We start from the raw sequence: 26721 nt of genomic DNA on the forward strand, positions 1-26721 counted from the left end.
GTTATGAAATTGATTCTCTAATGAGTTATTCAAGGAGGACACGAATGATTAGGAACAAGCCAAATTGTGTGGAAGGAAGCAGACGGCAGCGTCTGAAACATCAGACGGGCGGTCTGCTGTTATTCCTGTTGTTTGCTTTTACAGCAAGTGGTTGTATGTATCCATCCCAGAGCAATTCGGACCCTAAGATAGCCTATCGGGAAAGTGTGAGCCGTATCCAGAGTGCGGTCGAGGCATTCCAGCAAGATGAGGGGATTTTGCCAATCATCAATGCAGATATGGATACGCCAAAATATGAAAAGTTCAGAGTGGATCTGCCCAAGTTGAAACAACTGGGGTATCTGGATGAAATACCGGGGACTGCTTTTGAAAGCGGTGGGAGCGCTTACTTCCTTATTCAGGACGAAGAAGTGAATCCGACCGTTAAAGTGATGGACCTTCTGACCGTACAGAAAGTAAACGATGTGCAACGAATGGTTAATCAATATATGTCCGTACATAACAATAAGCTGCCAAAGGGGGAAGAACTGTATCCGGGGTTATATGCTGTGGATATAGAGCTGGCTGCTCAGGCAGGTACTCCTTCCATTACGCTGAATAGTGTATATTCAGGTCAGGCCTTACCTTTTATGATGGATGACGAAGGCAAGGTCTATGTAGATTATGCTTTTGACATTATGCAGGCAGTGGAAAAGTCTGACATGTCTCCAGCGGAGAGTGATGATGTTAGGGATTTTCTGTTGGAACACTCCTACTTCGTACCCGTTAAATCGGTTCCCTACGCTTGGCAAAATAATGCGCCGGTTGCCCAGCCAATAAAATAAGCATGGTTGCAATGCAAATGATTTAGCTGTATGACCACCATGCCTCTAATGGTTCAAAAAGAGATATTCCAAATAAGGGATATCTCTTTTTCTTTTGTCAGTATGAGCAATAACCGTCATAAAAGCTTCACGGATCACATAAAGTAGATTGAAATAAAGACGCTCAGTCCGAGATCGGGGGATTCTCCTAATGTCATCACCATAAGATAAAAAAACAAAAATACGCGTCATATTGCCGCATACGGATACATAAGATGATACTAGTCCAATTGCATGTACGAGTTAACGCCGCTCTCGCCGGTTTCATCAGAATGCAACGTTCGGCGGCGGACGACTTCCGGGCACTCACAAAGGCGGCTCTACCGTTGCAGGGATTTCAGTCTTCTGATTGAAAAAACGAAGCGGATGCTCTTTAGCATTTTTCCTTCGGAGTAATTTAGGGAGGGGATTTCATTGGAGAAAGTGGACATTTTTAAGGACATAGCTGAGCGGACCGGAGGGGATATTTATCTCGGGGTTGTCGGCGCAGTCCGGACGGGAAAATCAACATTTATTAAACGATTCATGGAAACCATTGTGTTGCCAAACATCACTAACGAGGCTGACCGTGGTCGAGCAGTGGATGAACTTCCACAGAGTGCAGCAGGTAAAACCATCATGACTACCGAACCAAAATTTGTACCAAATAACGCAGTCCAGATCAAGGTGGCAGAAGGACTCGATGTCAATGTGCGCCTTGTGGATTGTGTAGGTTACGCGGTGGAAGGAGCCAAGGGATACGAGGATGAGAATGGTCCACGCATGATCTCCACGCCTTGGTTCGAGGAACCAATTCCATTCCAGGAAGCCGCCGAGATTGGTACTCGCAAAGTCATTCAGGAGCATTCTACACTGGGTGTTGTGGTAACAACAGACGGCACAATCGCCGAAATTGCCCGCAGCTCCTATGTGGAATCTGAAGAACGGGTCATTGCGGAATTAAAAGAAGTGGGTAAACCATTTGTCCTGGTCATCAACTCCACTCGTCCTCGCAGTGAAGAAGCCCTGCAATTGCGTAGTGAGCTTGCTGCCAAATACGACATTCCGGTGATGACACTCAGTGCAGCGACCATGACGGAAGATGATGTGACGGGTGTACTTCGTGAAGTGCTCTATGAGTTCCCTGTGCATGAAGTGAATGTAAACTTGCCGAGCTGGGTTATGGTACTCAATGAGACTCACTGGCTGCGTAGCAACTACGAAAACTCCGTACGGGATACCGTTAAGGATATTCGCAGACTTCGTGACGTGGATCGGGTTGTCGCACAGTTCATGGAATATGAATTCATTGATCGCGCAGGCCTGAGTGGCATGAATATGGGGCAGGGTGTAGCCGAAATTGACCTGTACGCGCCGGATGAACTGTATGATCAGATTCTCGTGGAAGTGGTTGGCATCGAGATTCGCGGTAAGGATCATCTGCTGCAATTGATGCAGGAATTCTCGCATGCGAAGAGAGAGTATGACCGCTTTGCAGAAGCGCTGGAGATGGTCAAAACGACCGGATACGGCATTGCTGCTCCATCTCTCGCCGAGATGGCTCTGGATGAACCTGAGCTCATTCGTCAGGGCACCAAATTTGGCGTACGCCTGAAAGCAACGGCACCGTCCATTCACATGATCCGGGTTGATGTGGAATCGGAGTTCGCTCCAATCATCGGCACAGAGAAGCAGAGTGAGGAACTGGTGAGATACCTGATGCAGGACTTCGAGAACGATCCGATCAAGGTATGGGATTCAGACATGTTTGGTCGTTCACTGCACTCCATTGTGCGAGAAGGGATTCAGGGCAAGATTGCCATGATGCCGGATAATGCAAGGTACAAATTGCAAGAGACGCTGGGAAGAATCATTAACGAAGGTTCGGGCGGCTTGATCGCCATCATTCTGTAAAACATCAAAAGACCGTAAGGGGGGGCATCCCCTCGCGGTCTTTTTTATGTGATTTCTTTATTTTGGATGAAATGGATAGGAAGAATAGTACTTTCGAAAAAACTTAGCGAGTTTTAGCTTTAAATTGCTAAAACCCATTTACATACTAGGGATTAGCCGTTATATTAATATTCAACTATTGTGATCGAGATCACAGAGAGTGGACAGGGGGATACAGAGATGAAAAGAAAAGAGACAAAATGGGTATGGTTGAGTGTGTTATTAGTATTTACATTGGCGTTGTCCGCTTGCGGAATCAAAAAAGAACCGGCAGCCACTCCGGCTTCGGGTGCATCAGATGATACACCAAAAACGGAAGCAGTCACAGGCCCTCTAAGTGGCAAACGGATCGCACTTATTATGGAATTCAATACAGGTACTTTCTCGCAGCAATATGTACAGGGTGTAAAAGAAGAAATCGAAAAATTCGGTGGAGAACTGACAACGTTTGTTGCCGATAATGACAAAGCAAAGATGGTATCCTTGCTTGATAGCGCTATTAACCAGAAATTTGATGCCATTCTCACGGATCACGGTGATTCCCTATTAGAGCCAGGCGTGAAAAAGGCAGTAGAACAGAATATTCCAGTGGTCGTGTTTGACGCAGCTATTAGTGTTCCGGGAGCTACAGTCCTGTCGCAGGATGACCAGAAGATGGCTGAACTGACGCTGGAGCAAATGAAAAAAGATATCAATGGACAAGGCAATATTGTCAAAGTATGGGTAGCTGGTTTCGCACCGATGGAACGTCGTCAGATCGCATACGGTGAATTCATGAAAGCAAATCCGGACATCAAGGAAATAGCTACATTCGGTTCTGCACAGAACCCGGCGCTGGATACTCAAGCCAAAATGGAAGCTATTCTCAAGCAATATCCAAAAGGTGAGATTACAGCTGTATGGACTGCATGGGATGAGTTCGCCAAAGGTGCAGCACGTGCGATTCAACAAGCTGGACGTGATGAGATCAAAGTGTATGGTATTGATATGAGTGACGAGGACCTGCAAATGATTCAGGACCCGAAAAATCCTTGGGTAGCTTCTGCTGCTGTTGATCCAACGGATATTGGTCGCGTCCAGGTACGTTATGCTTATCAAAAACTGAACGGGGACGAAACGGAAGATGCAGTTGTTCTTAACCCGGTCTATGTTCAACGTGAAGCTCTGCCAGATAAACAAATCTCCACTTCGGAGTTGTCAGAGTTCGTTGAAGGTTGGGGTGGCAGTACACAAGGAATCAAGGACTGGATGAGCGAATACGGAATTACTGCTAAATAAGCAGCGTAAGGGAAGCGCGCCGCAAGGCGCGCTTTTTCAAACATAAATGAAGATATGTGTGGTCTGGATGAAAAAAGGGACGCTCCCGGAAGGGAAAGATTGGAGGTTAACATCATGAGCACTGCACCGATTCTGCTTCAAATGGAACATATCCACAAGCAGTTTTCAGGTATTCCTGCACTGAAGGATGTGGATTTCTCTGTAAAAGGTGGGGAGATTCATGCGCTGCTGGGTGCCAATGGTGCCGGTAAGAGCACGTTAATGAAAATTCTGTCCGGTGCCTATCCATTGGATCAGGGGACGATTCAATTGAGTGGACAAGCGCTTCATTTAAGTTCTCCGGGAGACGCTAAGGCAAGTGGGATTCACTGTGTCTATCAGGAAGTGGATGCGGCACTGGTGCCACAGCTGACGGCTGCGGAGAACATCATGTTGGATCAGTTGGCTTCATCTGCTGGAGGTTGGTGGAAAAGTCCACGAAAACTGCAACAGCGTGCGGTTGAGGCGTTGAAGCAATTAGGAGCAGACATATCTGTTCACCAAAAAGTGGCCGATCTGACACTTGCTGAAAAACAGATGATACTGCTGGCACGGATTTTGATCCAGGATGCCAAAGTCATCATTTTTGATGAACCGACTGCACCGCTGAGCCAGGAAGAAACAGGTGCATTTTTCCGGATTGTTCATCTCCTGAAGGAGCGGGGCGTAGCCTGTATTTTCATTACCCATCGTCTTGCTGAAGTGACGGGTCACTGTGATCGCGTTACGGTTATGAGAGATGGGCAGCATGTATTTACCGGTGAAGCAAAGGGACTGACGATCAAAGATTTGGTTACTCAGATGCTGGGCAAACCATTCGAAGAAGAGTTTCCAAAGACGGAAGCGCCCGTGGGGGAGCTGCTGTTGGAGGCACGTGGGCTTCGTCGTGGAGTGAAAGTCAAAGGTGTTGACCTCTCTGTACGCCGAGGTGAAGTCCTCGCTGTGGTGGGTCTGGTAGGCGCGGGTAAAACGGAAAGCTCTCGTTTGCTGATTGGTGCAGATCGGCTGGAGGGAGGCGAGATCCGGCTTAACAACCGTAATCTCCGCCTGTCTCAACCTGCGGATGCGGCGGCTCTGGGGATTGTTTCTGTACCGGAGGAGCGACGTAAACAAGGAATCCTGATTCAGGAGAACGTGGAACGGAATTTAAGTCTACCTTTGCTAAGCCGTCTTAGTACATTAGGTTTCGTAAGCCGTAAGCGGGAACGTCTGAATGCAGAGTCATTGGTGAAACAACTTGGAATTAAAACATCGTCCGTGAAACAGGAAGTGAAATATTTAAGCGGTGGTAATCAGCAGAAGGTAGCGATTGGTAAATGGCTTAATGCGGATGCGGATGTATTTATATTTGATGAGCCAACCAAAGGCGTAGATATAGGGGCAAAAAGTGACATTTTCCGCATCATCAATGAACTGGCTTTGGCGGGCAAGGGTGTAATCTATTTCACCTGTGAACTGGATGAAGGCATGGGAATTGGTGACCGAATCGCTGTCATGTGCGAGGGTGTTATCGTGAAAGAGTTCAAACGAGGCGAAACTAACCAAGAACAGCTGCTATACTATGCAAGCGGTGGACAAGAGGTGCAATCATGAAGGATAAATCACTGGATTTTGCGTTCCGTTACGGGGCGATTATAGTCATCATAGGTGTTATCGCATTTTTTGGCATTAAATTGCCTTATTTCTTTACGTACAGTAACTTGACCGATATTTTGGGCTCGATCTCTATCGTTACGTTTGTAGCGATCGGTGTTACGTTATCTCTCATTGTTGATGGGTTTGATCTTTCGGTTGGGGCGACTGTCTCATTAACTACCGTCGTTACTGCTTCGTTAATGATTTGGTATCAACAACCACTGGCGATCGTCATTATCGTGCCACTGATTATCGGGGCTGTTATTGGTTTACTGAACGCTTTGCTCATTGTAAAATTGCGTATTCCGGATTTGCTCGCAACCCTTGCCACGATGTACATCATCGGAGGTATTCACAAAACGTATGCACAGGGATATACCATTTACAATCACATGCAGTTCCCTGACGGGAGCAAAGCTGCGGGAGAGATGGACCCGACATTCCTGCTAATAGGGCAGGGTAAATGGCTTGGTATGCCGATATCGGTAATCATGCTACTTATTGCGGTAATAGGTGTGCATATCTTTTTGACGTATACGAAATATGGTCGCCAGATGTACATTACAGGTGGTAATGAGGAAGCTGCACGGTTGTCTGGAATCAAGGTGAAAAAGGTGCGTACACTCGCCTATGTAGCCGCTGGAGTGTTTGCAGCAATCGGGGGTATCATCTATGCTTCCAAAGTAGGATCTGGGCAAATTGACGCGGGATCACCGTTGTTAATGGAATCCGTAGCTGCAGTATTTGTCGGTTTCTCTGTGTTTGGTGCGGGTAAACCAAATGTCATCGGAACCTTCATTGGTTCGGTTCTGATTGGTGTACTTGTGAACGGTTTAACGATGATGAACGTACAGTATTTCACACATGATATTGTAAAAGGTGGGGTTCTCGTGCTTGCCTTGGCGGTTACATTTTACGTCTTAAACCGCAACCGGACTTGAAATTGTGGGCTGTCTGTATTAGTATGAAATTTGTTCGGCGTCTGAAATGCCCGTGGTTTCAGACGATATTCTGCCGAAAATGACTGTTGACCGCAGGCGGAGATTTGTGTTCAGCGCTCAAGATGTACGTAGATTTTTTGCGTATGAACGTATATTTCGCTATAAAACGGAAACACAGTATAACATTCAGGACATTGATACAGGAGGTGAAAAACAAATGAACAAATCAGACTTGATTACACACGTATCTGAAGCGACTGAATTGTCCAAGAAAGATGTAACGAAAGCGGTTGATGCCGTATTCGAAGCAATCTCTGAGGCTCTTCAAAGCGGAGATAAAGTACAATTGGTTGGTTTTGGGAACTTCGAAGTTCGCGAGCGCTCTGCACGTAAAGGACGCAACCCGCAAACAGGTGAAGAAATCGAAATTCCTGCGAGCAAAATTCCTGCATTCAAACCAGGTAAAGCGCTCAAAGACGGAATTAAATAAGATTTCTACATATTCCATATGTCGACAAAAAGACCGTGACTTGTTCACGGCCTTTTCTTTTGCCCTTTAATGATGATTCTTACGGTTCATTCGTATAAGGCGCAGGTTGACAAATGAAACAATCTTAATCATCATTAACGCTATCGAACTAAAGAAGGGGACATGCGTGATGGATCATCCAACCGGCAATGATTATATTGTAATTAAGGCAGAGGAAAATGGTGTCCAGGTGATCGGATTAACCCGAGGTCAGGATACACGTTTTCACCACACCGAGAAATTGGACAAGGGTGAAGTGATGTTTGCCCAATTTACCACCCATACTTCAGCTATTAAAATCCGGGGCAAAGCCACGCTGATTACCAAGCATGGACAGATTGAATCGGAGTAATGTACAGATTGAATATATTCAAATGAAGATTGCAGGCATAGCCTGCTTTTTTTCATTGTACAATGAGGTATGAGCCTTTACCGGACAGACTACACTAACAGGTAAAGGCAGGGAGGCGTATATGAAACCGCGGATGATTGTTACTGCTTCAATGCTGGCAACGGTTGCGGCGGTCTTTCTGCTTGTTGCGATACAAACCTTACATATGCGTACATGGGGCGGGGACAACGTACAGCCTGCCTCTGCATCACATCATCCAGTTCAGCTGACGAATGACAATCTGGTTGATGTGCTAAGCTCCATGCAACTATCAACTCCCATTGCAAGAGTGGAATGGAAACAGTCCATTTTGACACTGGACCTCAAAGTTAAAGGAACGGGTACAAGTTACACTGAAATCTATGAGAACATGGCAGCTGTGGCAGATCTGGGCTTCCGGAGTCTGGATAATGTGGATCAGGTGCTGCTACGTATAATGGCAGAAGATGAATGGATGCATAAACGTCATCTGTTACTTGCTGCTGATATTCGGCGTGGAGAGTGGCCTCTGTATGCGATCGAAACATTACGGAACTGGAAAAGTGCGGCCTTTTCAGATGAATTGAAGGACTGGTTTCATTTGATGGAGACCGAACTCTGGAAGAAGCAATTCGAAATGACAAGTCAGGGGTAATAGAATAGCAGGATTCAGTGCGTGCCCGTTCAACATATGCTATAATATATAAGATTGTAGTGCAGAAATGGTTTAACAATGTTAAGGCTCGGAGGCTGAGAATGAATTCATATCGCGTACCCCAACTAGCAAAGAAATATACGGATTACGACATGATTCGACAACATACGGAAATCCCATCATTTCCCGATAGCCGGGCACGTCTGTTGCAGGTATTTGTGGGCCGCACAGACGAAAAGGTGCATCAAGAGTTATATGCTCTTGCAACTTCGCTCGTTCAGTTGGCCATGGATACGCATGATCGAATCGATACCATTTCCGGTGAGCGGAGAGAGCAGGAGATGCGTTCACGCCAGTTGAATGTACTCGCCGGGGATTATTTAAGTAGCCGTTTTTATCAATTGCTTGCCCAAGCGGGCAGAATTGAAATGATTGGCAAACTCAGTGGTGCTGTATCCGGAGTGAACGCACGCAAGATGACGCTGTATGAACGGATGAAGAAGCTTCTCGTTTCGGCTGATGAATACTTGCGTGAAACGGTACAGCTGAGGATGCAGCTGTTTCTTTCATTTACAGGCATGATTCAACACAACGAAGAGTCATTATGGAACAGCCTGTTGACCGAATTCAGCTCCTGCGAAACGATCGTGGAAGAACTGAAGCGGATGAGTGACGCAAAACAATATCTTCACAGCTATGCATATTGGCACATATACGAGCATGGTAATGACGATGAGCGCAATGTGTTGCGTCAGTCTGAACCGGATGCACGTGCATGGAACGCTATGGTGCTGAAGCATAGGGTTGGCGAGGTTTTGCTGGACAAGCTTCGCGAGTGTACACACCGCATTCAACTGTTGTTGCAAGACGAGGAAGGGCGGATGGGCTTGCAGGAGATACATGCAATTCTAGAGCCTTACTTGGCATATTTGCAGCCTTCACATGCGGCAGTAAGGGAAGATTGAGGGGGAGACAGACGAATGGGGAGCGGAGAGACCAAACCGAAAGAAGAATATGTCCATTCGGTTTTTCAGAGTATAGCCGGAAAATATGATGTCATGAATGATATTCTAAGTTTCCGCAGGCATAAGGCTTGGCGTAAATTCACCATGAAAAAGATGAATATGTCCAAAGGCGATACCGGTCTTGATTTGTGCTGCGGCACATGTGACTGGACGCTTGCTATGGCAGAAGCAAGTGAAACGGGGCACATGCACGGACTTGATTTTAGCAGCAACATGCTGGAGGTCGGCCAGACAAAGATCAATGCGGTGCAACGTCAAAAGCAGATTACCCTGACACAGGGAAATGCCATGTCACTTCCTTATGAAGACAATTCATTTGATTATGTGACGATCGGGTTCGGGCTGCGTAATGTACCTGATCTCAGACAAGTGTTGTCTGAAATGAAACGCGTGGTCAAACCGGGCGGTATGGTTGTGTGCCTGGAATTGTCCAAGCCAACATGGCAGCCGTTCAAAGGCATTTATTATTTTTATTTTGAGAAGGTTTTACCGAATCTTGCCAAAGTGTTTGCTAAAAGTTTTGAGCAGTACAAATGGCTGCCGGACTCACTGGCCATTTTTCCGGGAAGGCAGGAACTGGCAGATATTTTTGCAGAAACTGGATTACAACAAGTGCAGGCCTACCCTCTGACCGGAGGTATAGCGGCACTGCATATTGGAACCAAGGAGAATCAGCATGTTTAGGAAAATTCGCATCTTTTTAGAAATGATCAAGATTGAACACACGCTTTTTGCTTTACCTTTTGCATTTATGGGGGCGATCCTCGGCTCCATGGTAGTGAATGATACCTTCCCAAGCTGGATGCAGATCATGTGGGTATTGCTTGCGATGGTCGGCGCACGTAGTGCGGCTTTTGGTTTGAACCGAATTATTGACCAAGCGATTGATGGCAAAAACCCGCGTACCGCGATGAGAGCCATCCCGGCAGGACTGTTGAAAAATGGGGAAGTTGTTATATTTGTCATTATCTCATTTATATTGTTATTCTGGGCCTCATCCAATCTTAATGTATTATCCATGCAGCTGTTGCCTATTGCAGTGTTTATGTTGGTACTGTATTCGTACACCAAACGATTCACATGGTTATGCCACATTGTTCTCGGAATGACGATTGGTTTGGCACCACTTGGTGGCTGGGTAGCTGTAACAGGAACGATGGATTGGACAGCGATTGTGCTGTACGTTACGATTGTGTTCTGGACAGCGGGCTTTGATATTATCTATGCATGTCAGGATCTGGAATTCGATCAGGGAGAGGGCCTTCACTCCATACCTTCCCGTTTTGGCCTGGTTAAATCCTTGCAGATCGCTAAGTTCTTCCATGTGATTACTGCAATTGGTTTTCTTGCGTTATTGTTGATGACAGATCTGAGCTGGTGGTATGGCGCAGGCATGTTGGTGACGTATGGAATTCTGTTCTATCAACACTATATTGTATCGCCTAATGATATGAGCCGTGTTCAAACGGCGTTTTTTACCATGAACAGTTTGCTTAGTATAATCGTATTTACTTTCACTCTGATTGATCTGGCGGTGAAATAAATGGTGCAGCAGCCGGACAATAAACGACTGGTTGTCGGAATTACCGGAGCGAGTGGCAGCATATATGGCATTCGATTAATTGAAACGCTGCTTGATTTGGAATATCACGTTCATCTGGTCATATCCAATGCAGGGTGGCGTGTACTGAAAGAAGAATTGGACTGGGATGTGACGAATCGGGACGCGGTGCTGGAAGAAAAATTCGGCAACCGTGCCGGTTCTCTGATCTATCATCCTGTGAGTGATATAGGGGCCTCCATTGCAAGTGGTTCTTATCTGGCCGACGGCATGATTATCATGCCATGTTCGATGGGAACTCTTTCGTCCATCGCGCAGGGATCATCGGATAATCTGATGTCTCGCGCAGCCGATGTTATGATGAAAGAGGGAAGAACATTGATACTCGTACCACGTGAGACGCCTCTTCATGCAATCCATCTGGAGAACATGCTGAAGCTTTCTCGTCTTGGTGTACGAATGATACCGGCTATGCCTGCTTTTTATTACAAACCTCAGACTATGGATGAGTTGATTCTGTTTTTGGTGGGGAAAGTGCTGGATAGCTTGCGCATCCCACATCAACTGTTTACAAGATGGGGAGAACCGGATGAACGGGGATAACGACTGAGTTCGATACAAGGCTGTTTTTTGCCAAAGTGTTGCTCGGTTTATTTGTCCCCCGAATCCCGGGGTATTGGTGAGTGCTGATGGTGAGTCTTCATGAACCACAGTCTTGACCCATGCTCCGGCAACTTCTGTATTTTGTTTCAGAACAAGTCGCAGAGTTTAATTTTCGGGTGTCGGCTATGACATTCGGAGAAGAAAAATACGTTAGATTACCTTATAGAAAAAAACAAGCAAGAACGGTAAGCCGGGTTTTTCGTAATGCCTGCAGGCCCGACTTGCTGGAGGGGAAGGTAAGCATGAATTTATGGACTGACAATACGCTGATACGGGTGAACGAATGAAACTATTGGATATTTTCGGGTTGTTAAAAAAGGACATGGATTACATTGAGAAAGAATTGTATCGCAGTGTTCGAGGAGAACAGAAGCTGCTGAGTGAAACGTCACTTCATTTGCTCAAAGCAGGAGGAAAACGGTTACGGCCCGTTTTTGTGTTACTGGGTGGGAAATTTGGTACATACGACATTGAACGTCTGAAGCTGGTTGCGGTTCCGCTGGAACTCATTCATTCGGCATCCCTCGTTCACGATGATGTTATTGATAATGCGGAGACACGCCGAGGCAAACCTACGGTGAAGTCAAAATGGGATAATCGGATTGCCATGTACACAGGAGACTATATCTACGGTAAGGCACTTGAAATGACTGCCGGATTATCCGATCCAGCGATTCATCGTATCCTTGCCAAAGCTATGGTACAGATGTCCATTGGTGAGATGGAGCAAATTCGCGACTTTTTCAATACGGGACAAAGTGTTCGTAACTATCTGCTGCGGATTCGCCGCAAAACAGCACTTCTGATTGCGGTTAGCTGTCAGTTAGGGGCATTGGCTACACGTGCGCCTGAGCATGTATCTTCCCTGCTGTATACGTACGGATACAATGTGGGGATGGCCTTCCAGATTCAAGATGATGTACTTGATCTGGTAGGTACCGAGAAACAACTTGGGAAGCCACCTGGCAGTGACATGAAGCAAGGGAATATTACTCTTCCTGTACTTTATGCCCTGGAAGAATCCGATCTGCGGGAACCTTTGCTTAAGGAGATTTCCCGTGTCCAGCATGAAGAAGGACGGGCAAGTGCATCGGATGCAATTGGAATGATTCGCCAAAGTCAAGGAATTGCTAAAGCAGAAGCCCTTGCTGACCGATATATGAAGAAAGCGCTCGATGCTCTCGATCAGCTACCTAACATCAAGACGACCAAAAACCTGCGTGATATCGCTCATTTTGTGGTTAAACGTACGCATTAAACTTTGTATGACCTTCGACTCTCGGATTGCTCATACCCAAAGATGAACAGAACTGTGAGATTCCTCATTGGGAGGATTTGGACATGTATGTTACAATCATAGGGATTGCGTTTACATAGTGATTAACTTTGAACCGTGAGTGAGGAGTGAGCTGATGGATCGTACATTTTTGATGGTGAAGCCGGATGGTGTGCAGCGTGGATTGATCGGTCGAATTATTAGCCGTCTGGAAGACAAAGGATTTAAGTTGGTGGCAGGCAAATTGGTGCAGATGTCTGAGGATCAGGCAAAACGCCATTATGCTGAACATGAGGGCAAACCGTTTTTCGATGATTTGGTTCGTTTTATCACATCTGGGCCTGTATTTGCCATGGTGTGGGAAGGGGACGATATTGTGGCGCTTGCGCGCATCGTCATCGGAAAAACCAATGTGAAGGAAGCAGCTCCAGGTACCATTCGCGGAGACTTCGCCAGCCACACACCACATAATCTGATTCATGGGGCAGATTCGCCGGAAAGTGCTTCCCGTGAAGCAGCAAATTTCTTTGCTTCAGATGAACTGGTGGTATACGACAAGAGCATCGCAGCCTGGTTGTAATTATTAGCCAAAAGGGTGATACACGATGCTGGAGCAAGAACAACTACTAGACCCGGATTACACCGGATTCATTCGTAAAATCAAAGAGAGCACAGGCATTGATCTTGCTCAATACAAGGAAGGCCAGATGAAAAGAAGGCTGACCACACTTCGCAACAAAAACGGGTTTCATACATTTTCTAACTTTTTTGAAGCTATGCAGAAAGATAAAACATTGTTCTACGAGTTCCTTGATCGTATGACGATTAACGTGTCGGAATTCTGGCGTAATCCCAATCGTTGGGAAGTGCTGCGGGACGAGATCCTGCCTGAGCTGCTGGGGTCCAAGCGTCGTGCTAAAGTTTGGAGTGCAGCCTGTTCAACAGGTGAAGAACCTTATACACTCGCCATGATTCTGGACACGATGGGTATTTTGAAGGACAGCTCCATTACGGCAAGTGATCTGGATGAAGGTGCATTGGCCAAAGCCAAGGAAGGGCGTTATATGGAACGCTCACTTAAGGATGTGCCAAAGGAAACGGCGAACCGTTACTTCAAGCAGGATGGCTTGGTATACCGTATTGATGAGCAACTCAAAAATTCGATCAAGTTCATGAAACAAAATTTGCTGGTGGACCGTTTTGACGATGGGTACGATCTGATTGTGTGCCGAAATGTCATGATCTATTTTACTGAGGAAGCCAAAAACCTGTTGTATCACAAATTTGCAGCAAGTTTGCGTCCAGGCGGTATTTTGTTTGTGGGCAGTACGGAGCAGATCTTCTCCCCGGGACAATATGGTCTGGAGACAGCAGAGACATTCTTCTATCGGAAAAAATAATGATAATGGTTGTTGAGCCGTCTGAAGCACATGTACATGTGTTCAGGCGGTTATTTGTATACCAAGTACAAGAAAGCGCCGACTTTCTTGTCAAAGCCGGTCAGCTATACTATAATAAGCAAAGAAATTATGGGATTTTAGCAATGTGAAGTTTAACAGTTTAAAGGGGGAACGTATTATGAGTTTACGCTATTTAACCGCAGGGGAGACGCACGGACCCCAATTGACCGCTATTATTGAAGGATTGCCAAGTAATTTGACGATTGACTTTGAAGAACTGAATTTCCAGCTTCACCGCCGCCAAAAGGGATATGGCCGTGGACGCCGGATGCAGATCGAGAAGGATCAGGCGAATTTTGTTGGTGGTATCCGTCACGGATATACAACAGGTGCTCCGGTAGCGCTGGTTGTTCAAAATAACGACTGGAAACATTGGCAGAATATTATGAATATTGAGCCGATTGAAGGCAGTGATGAAGAGAAACGTCGCGTTCATCGTCCTCGTCCCGGACACGCTGATCTGAACGGTGGACTCAAGTATAATCTTAAAGACTTGCGTAACGTACTGGAGCGCTCCAGTGCACGTGAGACAACGGTACGTGTGGCATGTGGTGCCATTGCACGTCAATTCCTGGCTGAATTTGGAATCAAGGTAGCTGGACGTGTACTTCGTATTGGAGAGATCGAAGCTCCGTATCAGGACCTTCCGATTGATGAACTGATCGCAGTGACAGAAGCTTCCTCTGTACGTGTTACGGATGCTGAGACAGAGAAGAAGATGGAAGCCTACATCGACCAGATTAAACAAGAAGGCGATTCCATCGGAGGAATAGTGGAATGTATCGTTGAAGGTGTACCTATTGGTCTTGGTAGTTATGTTCAATACGATCGCAAGCTGGATGCACGAATCGCTCAAGGCGTAATGTCCATTAATGCATTCAAAGGTGTAGAGATTGGTATCGGATTCGAAGCCGGAGTCATTCGGGGATCACAGGTGCATGATGAAATCATGCATACGGATGAGCGCGGCTACCACCGGGCAACTAACCGTCTGGGTGGATTCGAAGGTGGTATGACAAACGGTATGCCAGTCGTTGTACGTGGTGTGATGAAGCCGATCCCAACGTTGTATAAGCCACTGCAAAGTGTCGATATCGATACAAAAGAAGCATTTACGGCTCAGGTTGAGCGCTCGGACGCTTGTGCTGTACCAGCAGCGAGTGTGGTTATGGAGCATGTTGTAGCGTGGGAAATTGCCAAAGCATTCCTGGAAAAATTCGGCGGGGATTCCATGGAAGAGATCCGTGCCAATGTTGCTAGTTATAACGCTCAACTGGAGAATTACTAATATGCGTCAGCTGACGGTACAGTTGGAGGAACGCTCATATCCGATTCTGATTGGCAGCGGCTTATTGGCACAAGCTCCTCAATATTTTGAGCAATATGGCTTGACCAAAAAAAGTCCGCTACTCATCATTACAGATGAAAATGTGGCTCCCAAATACTTGTCAGGTTTGGAGCAAACGCTGCGTACGGCTGGTTATACAGTCGTATCGGCGGTTGTGCCCTCTGGTGAAACATCGAAATCCCTTTCGGTGTACCAGGATATGATGACCGTTGCGATCGAAGGTAAACTGGATCGGAGTTCTGCGATTCTGGCCCTAGGTGGTGGTGTCGTAGGTGATCTGGCTGGCTTTGTTGCCGCTACATATATGCGTGGAATCAAGTTTGTTCAAGTACCTACAACGATTTTGGCGCATGACAGCAGTGTAGGCGGCAAGGTGGCTGTCAATCATCCGCTGGCCAAAAATATGATCGGTGCATTCCACCAGCCCGAGCTTGTACTCTATGATGTGGACACACTTCAATCCTTGCCGCCACGAGATGTATCGGCAGGGTTGTCAGAGATGTTGAAGCACGGACTGATCCGTGATGAGGCTTTTGCACATTGGTGTGAGGAACATGCGGAAGAACTGCTTGCGCTTAATCCGGAAGCACTTGGATACGGCTTGGAGCGTGGATGTGGCATTAAGGCAGAGATTGTATCCAGAGACGAACGTGAAAATGGAGAACGTGCGTTGTTGAACCTGGGACATACGATTGGTCATGCCATTGAAGCGATTGCCGGTTATGGAGAATTCCTGCACGGAGAAGCGATCTCGATCGGTATGGCTGGATCAGCATTGCTTGGTGAGAAGCTTGGTGCGCCAGCAGGGCTCTATGAAGATACAGTCCGCATGTTGCGTTCACTTCGCCTTCCAACAACGATGCCTGCGCATCTCGACACGGATGCATTAATGGAAGCGATGATGCATGACAAAAAGTTCCGTGAAGGTCATATGGTGTTTATCATTCCTGATCGGATTGGGGCTGCAAGAATTGTGAAGGACGTACCTGTGTCGGCAGTTCGGGACGTCATTGAAATGCTCAGGAAGGGAGAATAACAGCAATGGTCACACGGGGAATTCGCGGGGCTACAACAGTCACGCAGAACAACGAAGAACAGATTTTGAAGGAAACGGCTGTATTGTTGCAGGAGATCGTGGATCGCAATGAGATTCAACCGGAAGATATCTGCAGTGTGTGGATTACGTTAACTGGGGATCTGGATGCTGCTTTCCCGGCAAAAGCTATTCGTCAACTGGATGGTTGGGAACTCGTACCACTAATGTGTGCACTGGAGGTTCCTGTTAAAGGTGCCTTGGCGCAGTGCATTCGTTTCATGGTGCATGTCAATACAAACAAAGCTCAGAATGAAATCAACCATGTGTATCTGAACGGTGCACAGGCATTACGTCCCGATTTGGCAGCACCTTCCGGCTCTTAAATAGTGGGTTGTCAAACCGATCATAATGATGTATAGTGAGAACCAGTTGAGTAGAGTTGAGATTGAGCTGAGAGCAGCTGAGCTAGTGGAGTATATAGCAGAGTCCAGTGGGTGGTAACCGGGGCAACAGAAACCGGTCAACTGATTCACGGTACGTCGTGCTACGGAATAGGTAACAGGAACAGGGAAAACAAACGTGTCATAGGACATCTTGTTTAGATATATTTTAGTACAAACACAATCAATGCACTCTCCTATATTTTACGAAATATTGGAATGAGTAGTTGAAGTGTTATAACTAATTTATTTTCCCGATTTGGATGATGTGAGATGCATCAATTCAGCGACCTGTGAATAATCCGACAGCGAAGTATAGGGACTTGTTATTTATGAAGCATCACCCTGTTAAATACAGCTTATAACCAAACCTCTACCTGATGGTAGAGGTTTTTTTGTACATATAACCTTTTCTTCTACCCATATAGGTCAACTAAACTTTTTACACAAAAACGGAGAGGACAGAAATAACGTGAAGAAGCGAAGCGTTCGCCTTTATCCCCGGATTTTCCCTTTTGAAAGGGAATCAAAAAATCTGGGGATAACAGCGATCGGAAGGTTGTTCTGTCATTGGAGTGCTCAGTGTAAACCTCTTTAGTTGAACTTACCTAAATCTGAAAGGACGTGATCTAATGATAACGCCAAACGTTAATCAAGTACTGAAAATGTCGAATGAGTATAATCTGATTCCGGTAGTCAAACGGATTCTGGCAGATATGGAGACTCCGATTCGAATATTCCGCCGTTATGCTGACAACGACCGGGCATTCCTGTTGGAAAGTGTAGAGGGGGGTATCCAATGGGCGAGATACTCGTTCATCGGTACAGATCCGTTCCTGATGATTTCGGCCAAGAAAGGCCGGATTGTTGTAGAAGAAGCAGGGAAGACTCGTGAATTGCCAGGCAAACCGATCGAAGAACTGAAAGCACTGCTGCGTAAGTACCGCAGTCCAAAAGATGATGAACTGCCACCATTCACAGGTGGGGCAATTGGTTTCTTCGGATATGATCTGCTGTCCTATTATGAGAAACTTCCAGCTCACGCGCTGGATGACCTGAATATGGATGACATTCGCTTTATGTTCTGTGACCAGATTATCGTGTTTGACCATGTGAAGCAGCAGATGCTGCTCGTCGGAAATGTACACGTCAAGGACGGTGCAACGGATGACGAGATACGTCAAGCGTATGCAGTGACTTCGGAGAAGCTGGAGCAGGCCGCAGAACGTTTGCAGCAGCAAGGACCAGGGGAGAACCTGAATCCGCGTTCCATTCCGGGAGACGTTGAACTGGGGGACATCCGCTCCAACCTCACGAAAGAGCAGTTTATCGGTAATGTGGAGCAAGCCAAAGATTACATTCGCGCAGGTGATATTTTTCAAGTGGTATTATCCCAGCGTTTCCACATTGATACGGAAGTTTCTCCGCTTCACGTGTATCGTGTGCTTCGGACCCTGAATCCATCACCTTATATGTACTACCTCAAAATGGATGATGAGATTATCGTGGGTACTTCACCTGAAGCGCTAGTCAAGGTGGACGGGAATCGTGTGGAGACACGACCGATTGCAGGTACACGTCCAAGGGGGGCAACAGAAGCGGAAGATCGTGCACTCGCTGCTGATCTGCTCCAGGATGAGAAGGAACGCGCGGAGCATCTGATGCTGGTTGATCTGGGGCGTAACGATCTGGGCCGGGTATCCAGCTTCGGCAGTGTGAAGTGTGACATGTTCATGGAGATTGAACGGTATTCTCACGTTATGCACATGGTATCCAATGTTACGGGCGAGCTAAGAGAAGATAAGGATTTCTTCGATGCGTTTCTCTCTTGCTTGCCAGCGGGTACCGTATCCGGTGCACCGAAACTACGTGCAATGGAGATTATCGCGGAACTGGAGAAAGAGGCACGGGGTGCTTATGCAGGAGCAATCGGATACCTGGGTTTCTCAGGTAACATGGACTCCTGTATTACGATTCGTACGATTATTTTCAAAAAAGGAAAAGCATATGTACAGGCCGGAGCGGGAATCGTATGGGATTCTGTGCCTGAGAATGAATATGAGGAAACGGTTAACAAAGCTAAAGCATTGCTCAAGGCGATTCGAACAGCAGAAGCAATGTTTCCTGCCAAAGAAAAGGACAGCACATTGAGACTGGCGAATGCGGACTACTTTGTCACACCAGCGGCCGCTAAGAACTGAGAGAGGAGAGACCGGAGATGAACATAAACCCAATAATGAATGAGAACCCTGTAACCCCCATTGCTGAGATTACTCGTGAGGAAGGCATGAAGAATGGCCTGGCGAAAATTTTGGAGGGCAGCCATCTGGAGCAAGCCGAAGCAAGAGATTTGATGTACTCGATTATGAGAGGTGAGGCAACGCCGGCTCAAATCGGAGGTTTGCTAATGGCGCTGCGGATGAAGGGTGAAACGGTGGATGAGATCACCGGTTTTGCTGAAGCCATGCGTGGTCAGGGCGGACGAATTCTAACGGATGGCAGCGGCTTGCTGGACACTTGTGGAACAGGTGGATCGGGTATTCACAAATTCAACATTTCCACAGCATCCGCCATTATTGCTTCGGCCGTCTCGGTTCGGGTCGCCAAACATGGCAACCGTTCAGCTTCAGGCAAAGCGGGTAGTGCAGATGTATTAGAGGCACTCGGTGTAAATATCCATCTGAACGGTGAGCAGGCTAGACAATGTCTGGATGATATCGGAATCTGCTTCTGTTTTGCCCAGGTATATCACCCTTCCATGCGACATGCGGCAGGACCAAGAAAAGAGCTGGGTGTTCGTACCATTTTCAACATGCTCGGACCTTTAACGAATCCTGCGGGAGCGGATCGCCAATTGCTTGGCCTGTATGATCGTTCCCGGACGCCGATGATTGCTGAAGTACTGAATCGTCTTGGTCTCAAAAGAGCGTTGGTTGTGGCCAGCCATGATGGTCTGGATGAAATCAGTATCTCGGCACCGACTCAGGTATCTGAACTTCGCAATGGTGAAGTGCACACCTATGATATTGATCCACGTGATATGGGTTTGTCTCTGCATCCGCTCGAAGCGGTACTTGGAGGAGATGCGGCACAGAATGCCGAAATTATTAAGAGGATCTTCCAGGGTGAGCAGAGTGCCTACCGTGATGTCGTTCTGTTGAACGCCGGAGCGTGCATCTATGTATCCGGTCTTGCAGATAGCATTGCTGAAGGGGTGACACTTGCCGCAGAAGCGGTAGATTCGGGCAAAGCTGCCGGGAAGCTTGAACAGTTAATTCATACAACGGAGGCGTACAGTCATGTATCTTGATCGAATCGTTGCAACCAAACATAAAGAAGTTGAAGTACTGGCACAGACATTTCGCATGGATGAAGCTATCCAAAAAATCGAACAACTACCCGCAACCCGGGGGTTTGAAAAAGCACTATCGAGCGGACGCAATCGCAAACTCGGCCTTATTGCCGAAGTGAAGAAGGCTTCGCCTTCCAAAGGGTTAATTCGTCCGGATTTTCATCCGGTAGAGATTGCTGCTGCTTATGAGCGAGCGGGTGCTGACTGCATCTCCGTATTAACGGATGTGTCGTATTTTCAAGGCAGCAACGAGTACTTGCAGGCGATTCATCAAACGGTGAACATTCCGCTATTACGGAAGGATTTTATTATAGATGAACGACAGATTGCTGAGGCAAGATTACTGGGTGCGGATGCGATATTGCTGATTGCCAGTATTCTGACACCTGAACAGATTCGTCAATATCTGGAATTTGCCAAAAGTTTGGGGCTGGACGCTTTGATTGAAGTCCATGATCGAACAGAATTGGAGCAGGTATTGGAGATTCCGCAGGCAACACTAGTGGGCATCAACAATCGGAATTTGAAAACATTCGAAACCAGTCTGAACACGACACTGGATTTGATGGAATTGATTCCAAGTGGCGTTACCTTGATTAGCGAAAGTGGTATTGACGGACTAGAATCAACAGTATCTCTGATCCAGGCCGGTGTTCATGGTATTCTCGTAGGTGAGCATCTCATGCGCAAGGATGATGTCGAGGCGGCTGTATATGATCTGATGGGACCCAAATGATGAATACTTCCATACACGATGGCACAGGCGACAGTATGTCACAACTGAGAAACCCGCTGCCAGCGGCCGTAAAAATATGTGGACTTCAGGACGTTGAAGTGCTAAAATCGATGATAAACTTGCCTGTGGATTACATTGGTGTTGTTTTTGCCAAATCACGCCGCCGAATCGAACCCGAGCAGGCTGCTGCATTAAGAACGGTGTTGTTCGAATGGTCTACCTATGATCGGCCGAAGCTTGCGGGTGTGTTTGTGAATCCTACGCTCGAAGAGTTGGAACACATCATGGACGTAGCTCAACTGGATGTTATCCAACTGCATGGACAGGAGACTGCGGAATTTTGCCAGCAGGTGAAGCAGCGGTGGGGTGCCGAGGTGTTTAAAGTTCTTTCTTTTCCCAAAGATGAAACGGGACCGGAAGCTGATGATACAGCCATAAGGGCTCTTGATAATTATGATAAATTCGTGGATGCGATATTGCTTGATACCCATGATCCTCTATATGGAGGAGGCTCCGGGAAAACGTTTGCCTGGGAGCGAATCCCTGCCTATGCTGAATGGGCAAAAAGTCGCGAAATTGCTCTGTTCGTTGCAGGAGGTTTGCAGCCGGACAATGTACAACAACTAATACAGACATATGCACCTTTCGGCGTCGATGTATCCAGCGGTGTGGAGACTGAAGGTGTGAAGGATATTGCCAAAATTACAGCATTCGTAGAAAGGGTGAAGCAGGCATGACACATCAATTGCCGGATCAACACGGGCGTTTCGGTCACTTCGGAGGCCGCTTTGTACCTGAGACACTAATGAACGCACTTATTGAGTTGGAGGAGGCATACAGCCACTTCTCTGAAGATGAGGAATTTAACAAGGAACTGAACTATCTGCTAAGCGAGTATTCTGGACGTGAAACGCCATTGTATCATGCAGAGCAATTGTCACGCCGATTGGGCGGACCGAAAATTTATCTGAAACGTGAAGATCTCAATCATACAGGCGCGCACAAAATTAATAACGCCATTGGACAAGGTTTGCTTGCCAAACGGATGGGCAAAAAGAAAGTTATTGCCGAAACGGGTGCAGGTCAACATGGCGTAGCGACCGCAACCGTAGCCGCATTGCTTGGACTGGAATGCAAAGTATTTATGGGCGAAGAAGATACAGAGCGTCAGCAGTTAAACGTATTTCGGATGAAGCTGCTCGGAGCAGAAGTGATTCCGGTGACGTCTGGAACACGGACACTGAAGGATGCTGGTAATGAAGCACTTCGCTACTGGGTCAGCAATGTGGAGGATACGTTCTATGTGCTCGGATCAGTGGTTGGCCCTCATCCATATCCGATGATGGTGCGGAATTTCCAACGTGTGATTGGTGATGAGACCCGTCGTCAGATTCAGGAGATCGAAGGACGTTTGCCGGATGTAATTGTAGCAGCTGTTGGTGGAGGAAGTAATGCGATCGGTATGTTCTATCCATTTATCGGTGATCAGGATGTGAAGCTTGTTGGTGTTGAAGCCGCAGGCAAAGGGGTCGAAACCGAGTATCACGCTGCAACGATGACCAAAGGTACGCATGGTGTATTCCAGGGATCTATGAGTTACCTGTTGCAGGATGAGTATGGACAGGTTCAGCCAGCGCATTCCATCTCGGCCGGACTTGATTATCCGGGTGTTGGTCCGGAGCATTCCTATCTCAAGGATATTGAACGGGCAAAATATGTACCGATCACGGATCAGGAAGCACTGGATGCCCTGCAACTCCTATGTCGGACGGAAGGAATCATTCCTGCTCTGGAGTCTGCACATGCGGTAGCTCAAGTTGTCAAACTGGCGCCTGAACTCACAGCAGATGATATTGTAGTCATTTGTCTGTCGGGACGTGGAGACAAGGACGTAGAATCCATCATGAAATACACGGGAGGTGACTTGGGATGAATCTGATGGACCAGACCTTCCAGCAATTGAAGCAACAGAATCGCACGGCACTTATTCCATTCTTAACCGTGGGAGACCCGGATGTGGATACAACGATCGATATCATCAAGGAGCTTGAACAGGCCGGAGCGGATATTTTGGAACTGGGTGTTCCCTATTCCGATCCGCTTGCAGATGGCCCAGTCATTCAGCGTGCTTCCGAACGTGCATTAAAAAGCCAGATTACCATTCGTACTGTGATGGAAACCGCAGCAAAAGCTCGTAAGGCAGGTGTGAAACTGCCGTTTGTACTGTTCACCTATTATAATCCGGTATTGCAGACAGGGCTGGATGTATTCTTTGATGAATTGGTCAAACACGATATTAGTGGCATGATCATTCCGGACCTGCCGATCGAGGAAGCGGAAGAGATGCGAGAACGCGCAAATCGTGCTGGTGTGCATCTGGTGCCGCTTGTTGCACCTACATCTAATGCTCGGATTGAGCGGATTGTAACGGGGGCGAGTGGCTTTATCTATTGTGTTTCATCCCTTGGGGTAACCGGAGAGAGAGCTTCTTTCTTTGATGGCGTAGAGAGCTTCATTGAGACGGTGAAAAGTCTGACAGACCTCCCTGTAGCGGTAGGTTTTGGTATCTCCAGTCATGAGCAGGTGGCACATTTCTCCCGCATCTGCGATGGCGTTGTTGTAGGTAGTGCCATTGTTCGTCAGGTGGAAGATGCGATTCCTCTGCTTGAAAATCCGGATACGCGTGCAGCGGGACTGTTGCAAATTCGCAACTTTGTGGCACAATTAAAGGGATAGGGATGTCCTGAAAGGACATCTTTTGGACACGTGAGGTGCACGCTGATTCGTGTCTAACATTATTTCAATAACAGGAGGCGGTCGGGTTGAAACCGAAATCCCAGATTGTCAATCTGCCTGTGTACCAGCCGGGCAAACCGATTGAAGAAGTGAAACGTGAACTGGGGCTTGAACAAGTCATCAAGCTGGCCTCCAACGAAAACCCGTACGGCAGTTCTCCTGCCGCCCTGGAAGCCATTACGAGAGAAATGACGAATATAAGCATATACCCAGATGGTAGCTCGGTTGAGCTGACGGGAGTTCTTGCCAAGCATCTTGGCGTTGAACGGAATAACTTAATATTTGGTTGTGGTTCCGATGAGATTATTGCTTTGATCACGCGAGCTTTCTTCTTGCCGGGTGACGAGACCATCATGGCAGATCAGACATTCTCCGTATATAAAAGCAATGCAGATATTGAGGGTGCCGTGACCATCGAAGTGCCTCTGAAAGATGGCACGCATGATCTGAGCGCGATGCTCGCGCAAATTAACGACAAAACCAAAGCAGTATGGGTGTGTAATCCAAATAATCCGACAGGTACAATTATCTCCGAGCAGGAACTTACAGCCTTTATGGACCGTGTGCATGCTCATGTGATGGTCATACTGGACGAAGCTTATTATGAATTCGTAACCGATGAAGCATATCCGCAAAGCGTACCATTGATCGAACGGTATCCGAACTTGGTCATCCTGCGGACATTCTCCAAAATTTACGGTTTGGCTTCGCTTCGGATCGGATATGGTATTGCACGTCCCGAAATTATTGATTTGATTAACCGTGTACGTGAACCGTTTAACACTTCTCGTTTTGGACAGGTTGCGGCAACCGCTGCACTACTGGATCAGGATTTTGTTCAAGAGTGCTCGAAGCGGAATGCAACGGATCGGGATTACCTACAAAATGAATTTACACGGCTCGGATTGTCGTATTTCCCTTCACAGGGTAATTTCATTATGGTTGACCTGAATATGCCTTCGGCAATTGCGTTCCAATCCTTGCTCAAACAAGGCATTATCGTTCGCTCAGGATTCCACGTATACCCAACTTACATTCGTGTGTCCGTCGGAACATCAGAACAGAACCGTGCATTTGTCACGGCACTGGAGAACACGCTGGCTGAGAAGGCGGTAGCACGCCCTTAATACTGGCGATGAAAGAGTGAGGACCCATGAAACTAAAAATTGCAATGATTGGTGTAGGACTCATCGGCGGTTCACTGGCGCTTTGCTTCAAAGGCAAGCCAGATGTAACCGTGATGGGCTACGCCCACTTGGATGAACTGAAGGACAAGTACATAGCGAGCGGTGTAGTGGATGATGCTACGCTCTCTCTGGAAGAAGCGGTAGAGGATGCCGACTTTATTTTTTTGTGCGTTCCTGTAGGTTTGTTAGAATCCTATTTCGAAAAGCTCTCCAAGCTGCCATTGAAAAAAGGATGTATTATCACGGACGTAGGAAGCACTAAAGCTTCCATTGCCGCTTGTGCCGAGCATGTGCGGTTGACTGACGCTTACTTCATTGGTGGTCATCCTATGGCGGGGTCGGAGCGTGCAGGCGTAGATGCGGCCTCAGCTGTGTTGTTTGAGAATGCATACTATGTCTTAACCCCTTCAGAACATGTACCTGAGGAAGCCTACAGCAGGCTGTCTGAGCTGCTTGCGTATACGCGGGCACAGATCGTGCGTGTGGAGCCTCTGCTGCACGATGACATCGTGGGGGCGATTAGTCATCTGCCACATGTTATTGCTGTTGCGCTGGTGAATCAGGTGCGTGAATATAATGAGTCGAATCCACTGTATAAAATGCTGGCTGCAGGGGGGTTCCGGGATATTACCCGGATTGCGTCCAGTGATGCGATTGTGTGGAGAGATATCTTGCTTAGCAACCGTGATGTGCTGCTGGGCTTGCTTAAGGACTGGAATAGCCAGATGACGGCCTTTACGGATATGCTGGAGCATAAGAACGGTGAAGGCATAGAGGAGGCATTCCGTCAGGCCCGTGAGTTCCGCAGTGTATTGCCCGAACGACGCAAAGGCATGATTTCGCCGTTATTTGATCTGTATACTGATGTTCAGGATGCACCGGGTATGATCGGTAAGATCGCAACTGAGCTTGGGGCGAATGATATCAACTTGAGCAACTTGGAGATTATCGAAAACCGGGTGGATGTGCCGGGCATTATGCGTCTGTCTTTCCGTCAGGAAGAAGATATGGAACGAGCCAAGACGTTATTGGATTCCTTAGGCTATCAAGTGTGGATATAAAACGAGAAAGAGGGCGAAAGCCCTCTTTTTTGTGAGGTTATATTGGAGTAGTTGTTATTTGATTTTCAGTCACGAAAAAAAGGATGTATTATCCTGAATTACCGAAAGATATAATTAATTCAAACAATTTTACTGAAAGTGTTGACAAAATGAAAACGTATACATATAATAAGGGTACAGTATGGTTTCTCTCCACTCCTATCCAATAACTGTATTGCTCCACGTGAGCAATGGCCGCTTATGTAAGCGGTCTTTTTTTTGTCTTAAAAAGTTATGGGGAAGGTATTTATATGTTAATAGTTACATTTGAACTTACATCCTCTATTTACATCTCCCTCCTTAATCTGTTAGGATACCTTAGATCAAATATATATCACATTTTTGTAACCTTTTCAGTATGTCGTCCGTCTATATAAGCAAGGGTTACCAAAAAGGCTCAAAATGAAGTCATGAACGTGAAAATGACCGCATATGAATGACAGGTCGGGTTCTGTGGATACCAATGGATTTGCCAGGATGATGCAGACCGTTGTACAAT

General features: G+C 46.9%; 26 protein-coding genes. All 26 read left to right on the forward strand.

The features are described from left to right. The first annotated feature begins 44 nt into the window (after positions 1-44). The 26 genes from QF041_RS00830 (at position 45) to QF041_RS00955 (ending at position 26183) form a co-directional block, all read left to right on the forward strand. On the forward strand, positions 45-824 hold the full coding sequence (locus QF041_RS00830) for a hypothetical protein (RefSeq protein ID WP_307410775.1): 780 nt from the start codon (positions 45-47) through the stop codon (positions 822-824). Between the two features lie 453 nt (positions 825-1277). After that, positions 1278-2756 carry a stage IV sporulation protein A gene (gene spoIVA, locus QF041_RS00835; protein ID WP_036607700.1) on the forward strand — a complete coding sequence of 493 codons (1479 nt, stop codon included), beginning with the start codon at positions 1278-1280 and terminating at the stop codon, positions 2754-2756. A gap of 219 nt (positions 2757-2975) precedes the next feature. Next, entirely contained in the window at positions 2976-4073 is a 1098-nt protein-coding gene (locus QF041_RS00840) for a sugar ABC transporter substrate-binding protein (protein ID WP_036672016.1), read from the forward strand. 114 nt (positions 4074-4187) lie between these two features. Further along, positions 4188-5705 carry a sugar ABC transporter ATP-binding protein gene (locus QF041_RS00845; protein WP_307410778.1) on the forward strand — a complete coding sequence of 506 codons (1518 nt, stop codon included), beginning with the start codon at positions 4188-4190 and terminating at the stop codon, positions 5703-5705. Further along, positions 5702-6688 carry an ABC transporter permease gene (locus QF041_RS00850; protein ID WP_017687695.1) on the forward strand — a complete coding sequence of 329 codons (987 nt, stop codon included), beginning with the start codon at positions 5702-5704 and terminating at the stop codon, positions 6686-6688. The genes QF041_RS00845 and QF041_RS00850 overlap by 4 nt, the downstream gene beginning before the upstream one ends. Before the next feature lie 217 nt (positions 6689-6905). Then, a complete protein-coding gene (locus QF041_RS00855) occupies positions 6906-7178 on the forward strand; it encodes an HU family DNA-binding protein (protein ID WP_024630670.1) in 273 nt (90 codons plus the stop codon). A gap of 169 nt (positions 7179-7347) precedes the next feature. Then, positions 7348-7569: a trp RNA-binding attenuation protein MtrB gene (gene mtrB / locus QF041_RS00860; protein WP_017687697.1), complete on the forward strand. Its 222-nt coding sequence runs from the start codon at positions 7348-7350 to the stop codon at positions 7567-7569. A 121-nt stretch (positions 7570-7690) separates the two neighbouring features. After that, positions 7691-8242, forward strand: a complete 552-nt coding sequence (locus tag QF041_RS00865; RefSeq protein ID WP_307410782.1) for a hypothetical protein — start codon at positions 7691-7693, stop codon at positions 8240-8242. 101 nt (positions 8243-8343) lie between these two features. Continuing rightward, positions 8344-9207, forward strand: coding sequence for a heptaprenyl diphosphate synthase component 1 (locus QF041_RS00870; RefSeq protein WP_307410785.1), 864 nt, complete (start codon positions 8344-8346; stop codon positions 9205-9207). Positions 9208-9222: 15 nt separating this feature from the next. Beyond that, positions 9223-9951 (forward strand): demethylmenaquinone methyltransferase, encoded by a 729-nt coding sequence (locus QF041_RS00875; RefSeq protein ID WP_017687700.1) that lies wholly within the window; start codon positions 9223-9225, stop codon positions 9949-9951. Beyond that, complete coding sequence (locus tag QF041_RS00880) at positions 9944-10810, forward strand: UbiA-like polyprenyltransferase (RefSeq protein WP_307410788.1); 867 nt, start codon at positions 9944-9946, stop codon at positions 10808-10810. The genes QF041_RS00875 and QF041_RS00880 overlap by 8 nt, the downstream gene beginning before the upstream one ends. After that, the gene (locus QF041_RS00885) at positions 10811-11431 is read left to right on the forward strand and encodes a UbiX family flavin prenyltransferase (RefSeq protein WP_307410791.1); all 621 of its coding nucleotides are present in this window, start codon (positions 10811-10813) and stop codon (positions 11429-11431) included. It abuts the gene before it with no gap. Between the two features lie 343 nt (positions 11432-11774). Further along, the gene (locus QF041_RS00890) at positions 11775-12749 is read left to right on the forward strand and encodes a polyprenyl synthetase family protein (RefSeq protein ID WP_017687703.1); all 975 of its coding nucleotides are present in this window, start codon (positions 11775-11777) and stop codon (positions 12747-12749) included. Between the two features lie 154 nt (positions 12750-12903). Then, a complete protein-coding gene (ndk, locus tag QF041_RS00895; RefSeq protein ID WP_017687704.1) occupies positions 12904-13347 on the forward strand; it encodes a nucleoside-diphosphate kinase in 444 nt (147 codons plus the stop codon). Between the two features lie 25 nt (positions 13348-13372). Beyond that, complete coding sequence (locus QF041_RS00900) at positions 13373-14167, forward strand: CheR family methyltransferase (protein ID WP_036607684.1); 795 nt, start codon at positions 13373-13375, stop codon at positions 14165-14167. Positions 14168-14345: 178 nt separating this feature from the next. Next, complete coding sequence (gene aroC / locus QF041_RS00905) at positions 14346-15515, forward strand: chorismate synthase (protein WP_017687707.1); 1170 nt, start codon at positions 14346-14348, stop codon at positions 15513-15515. Between the two features lies 1 nt (position 15516). Then, the gene (aroB, locus tag QF041_RS00910; RefSeq protein WP_036607679.1) at positions 15517-16611 is read left to right on the forward strand and encodes a 3-dehydroquinate synthase; all 1095 of its coding nucleotides are present in this window, start codon (positions 15517-15519) and stop codon (positions 16609-16611) included. 5 nt (positions 16612-16616) lie between these two features. Further along, on the forward strand, positions 16617-16994 hold the full coding sequence (gene aroH / locus QF041_RS00915) for a chorismate mutase (protein WP_047843558.1): 378 nt from the start codon (positions 16617-16619) through the stop codon (positions 16992-16994). Between the two features lie 689 nt (positions 16995-17683). After that, positions 17684-19252, forward strand: a complete 1569-nt coding sequence (gene trpE, locus QF041_RS00920) for an anthranilate synthase component I (protein ID WP_036607674.1) — start codon at positions 17684-17686, stop codon at positions 19250-19252. 68 nt (positions 19253-19320) lie between these two features. Further along, positions 19321-20361, forward strand: coding sequence for an anthranilate phosphoribosyltransferase (gene trpD / locus QF041_RS00925; RefSeq protein ID WP_091034830.1), 1041 nt, complete (start codon positions 19321-19323; stop codon positions 20359-20361). Beyond that, entirely contained in the window at positions 20351-21139 is a 789-nt protein-coding gene (gene trpC / locus QF041_RS00930; protein WP_307410797.1) for an indole-3-glycerol phosphate synthase TrpC, read from the forward strand. The genes trpD and trpC overlap by 11 nt, the downstream gene beginning before the upstream one ends. 35 nt (positions 21140-21174) lie before the next feature. After that, positions 21175-21876: a phosphoribosylanthranilate isomerase gene (locus QF041_RS00935; RefSeq protein WP_307416864.1), complete on the forward strand. Its 702-nt coding sequence runs from the start codon at positions 21175-21177 to the stop codon at positions 21874-21876. Then, the gene (gene trpB / locus QF041_RS00940; protein WP_017687714.1) at positions 21873-23072 is read left to right on the forward strand and encodes a tryptophan synthase subunit beta; all 1200 of its coding nucleotides are present in this window, start codon (positions 21873-21875) and stop codon (positions 23070-23072) included. Before QF041_RS00935 ends, trpB begins: the two co-directional genes overlap by 4 nt. Continuing rightward, entirely contained in the window at positions 23069-23875 is an 807-nt protein-coding gene (gene trpA / locus QF041_RS00945) for a tryptophan synthase subunit alpha (protein ID WP_017687715.1), read from the forward strand. Before trpB ends, trpA begins: the two co-directional genes overlap by 4 nt. A gap of 86 nt (positions 23876-23961) precedes the next feature. After that, positions 23962-25062 carry a histidinol-phosphate transaminase gene (hisC, locus tag QF041_RS00950; RefSeq protein WP_307410801.1) on the forward strand — a complete coding sequence of 367 codons (1101 nt, stop codon included), beginning with the start codon at positions 23962-23964 and terminating at the stop codon, positions 25060-25062. A 26-nt stretch (positions 25063-25088) separates the two neighbouring features. After that, positions 25089-26183 carry a prephenate dehydrogenase gene (locus QF041_RS00955; RefSeq protein WP_307410804.1) on the forward strand — a complete coding sequence of 365 codons (1095 nt, stop codon included), beginning with the start codon at positions 25089-25091 and terminating at the stop codon, positions 26181-26183. Positions 26184-26721: the final 538 nt, after the last annotated feature.

It is taken from the genome of Paenibacillus sp. W2I17, from assembly GCF_030815985.1.
Lineage (GTDB): Bacteria > Bacillota > Bacilli > Paenibacillales > Paenibacillaceae > Paenibacillus.

What these genes read in the sequence shown, in the direction of transcription:
- QF041_RS00830 (WP_307410775.1), top strand. Translation starts at nt 45, where the DNA reads ATGATTAGGAACAAGCCAAATTGTGTGGAAGGAAGCAGACGGCAGCGT.
- QF041_RS00840 (WP_036672016.1), top strand. Translation starts at nt 2,976, where the DNA reads ATGAAAAGAAAAGAGACAAAATGGGTATGGTTGAGTGTGTTATTAGTA.
- QF041_RS00845 (WP_307410778.1), top strand. Translation starts at nt 4,188, where the DNA reads ATGAGCACTGCACCGATTCTGCTTCAAATGGAACATATCCACAAGCAG.
- QF041_RS00850 (WP_017687695.1), top strand. Translation starts at nt 5,702, where the DNA reads ATGAAGGATAAATCACTGGATTTTGCGTTCCGTTACGGGGCGATTATA.
- QF041_RS00855 (WP_024630670.1), top strand. Translation starts at nt 6,906, where the DNA reads ATGAACAAATCAGACTTGATTACACACGTATCTGAAGCGACTGAATTG.
- mtrB (WP_017687697.1), top strand. Translation starts at nt 7,348, where the DNA reads ATGGATCATCCAACCGGCAATGATTATATTGTAATTAAGGCAGAGGAA.
- QF041_RS00865 (WP_307410782.1), top strand. Translation starts at nt 7,691, where the DNA reads ATGAAACCGCGGATGATTGTTACTGCTTCAATGCTGGCAACGGTTGCG.
- QF041_RS00870 (WP_307410785.1), top strand. Translation starts at nt 8,344, where the DNA reads ATGAATTCATATCGCGTACCCCAACTAGCAAAGAAATATACGGATTAC.
- QF041_RS00875 (WP_017687700.1), top strand. Translation starts at nt 9,223, where the DNA reads ATGGGGAGCGGAGAGACCAAACCGAAAGAAGAATATGTCCATTCGGTT.
- QF041_RS00880 (WP_307410788.1), top strand. Translation starts at nt 9,944, where the DNA reads ATGTTTAGGAAAATTCGCATCTTTTTAGAAATGATCAAGATTGAACAC.
- QF041_RS00885 (WP_307410791.1), top strand. Translation starts at nt 10,811, where the DNA reads ATGGTGCAGCAGCCGGACAATAAACGACTGGTTGTCGGAATTACCGGA.
- QF041_RS00890 (WP_017687703.1), top strand. Translation starts at nt 11,775, where the DNA reads ATGAAACTATTGGATATTTTCGGGTTGTTAAAAAAGGACATGGATTAC.
- ndk (WP_017687704.1), top strand. Translation starts at nt 12,904, where the DNA reads ATGGATCGTACATTTTTGATGGTGAAGCCGGATGGTGTGCAGCGTGGA.
- QF041_RS00900 (WP_036607684.1), top strand. Translation starts at nt 13,373, where the DNA reads ATGCTGGAGCAAGAACAACTACTAGACCCGGATTACACCGGATTCATT.
- aroC (WP_017687707.1), top strand. Translation starts at nt 14,346, where the DNA reads ATGAGTTTACGCTATTTAACCGCAGGGGAGACGCACGGACCCCAATTG.
- aroB (WP_036607679.1), top strand. Translation starts at nt 15,517, where the DNA reads ATGCGTCAGCTGACGGTACAGTTGGAGGAACGCTCATATCCGATTCTG.
- aroH (WP_047843558.1), top strand. Translation starts at nt 16,617, where the DNA reads ATGGTCACACGGGGAATTCGCGGGGCTACAACAGTCACGCAGAACAAC.
- trpE (WP_036607674.1), top strand. Translation starts at nt 17,684, where the DNA reads ATGATAACGCCAAACGTTAATCAAGTACTGAAAATGTCGAATGAGTAT.
- trpC (WP_307410797.1), top strand. Translation starts at nt 20,351, where the DNA reads ATGTATCTTGATCGAATCGTTGCAACCAAACATAAAGAAGTTGAAGTA.
- QF041_RS00935 (WP_307416864.1), top strand. Translation starts at nt 21,175, where the DNA reads ATGTCACAACTGAGAAACCCGCTGCCAGCGGCCGTAAAAATATGTGGA.
- trpB (WP_017687714.1), top strand. Translation starts at nt 21,873, where the DNA reads ATGACACATCAATTGCCGGATCAACACGGGCGTTTCGGTCACTTCGGA.
- trpA (WP_017687715.1), top strand. Translation starts at nt 23,069, where the DNA reads ATGAATCTGATGGACCAGACCTTCCAGCAATTGAAGCAACAGAATCGC.
- QF041_RS00955 (WP_307410804.1), top strand. Translation starts at nt 25,089, where the DNA reads ATGAAACTAAAAATTGCAATGATTGGTGTAGGACTCATCGGCGGTTCA.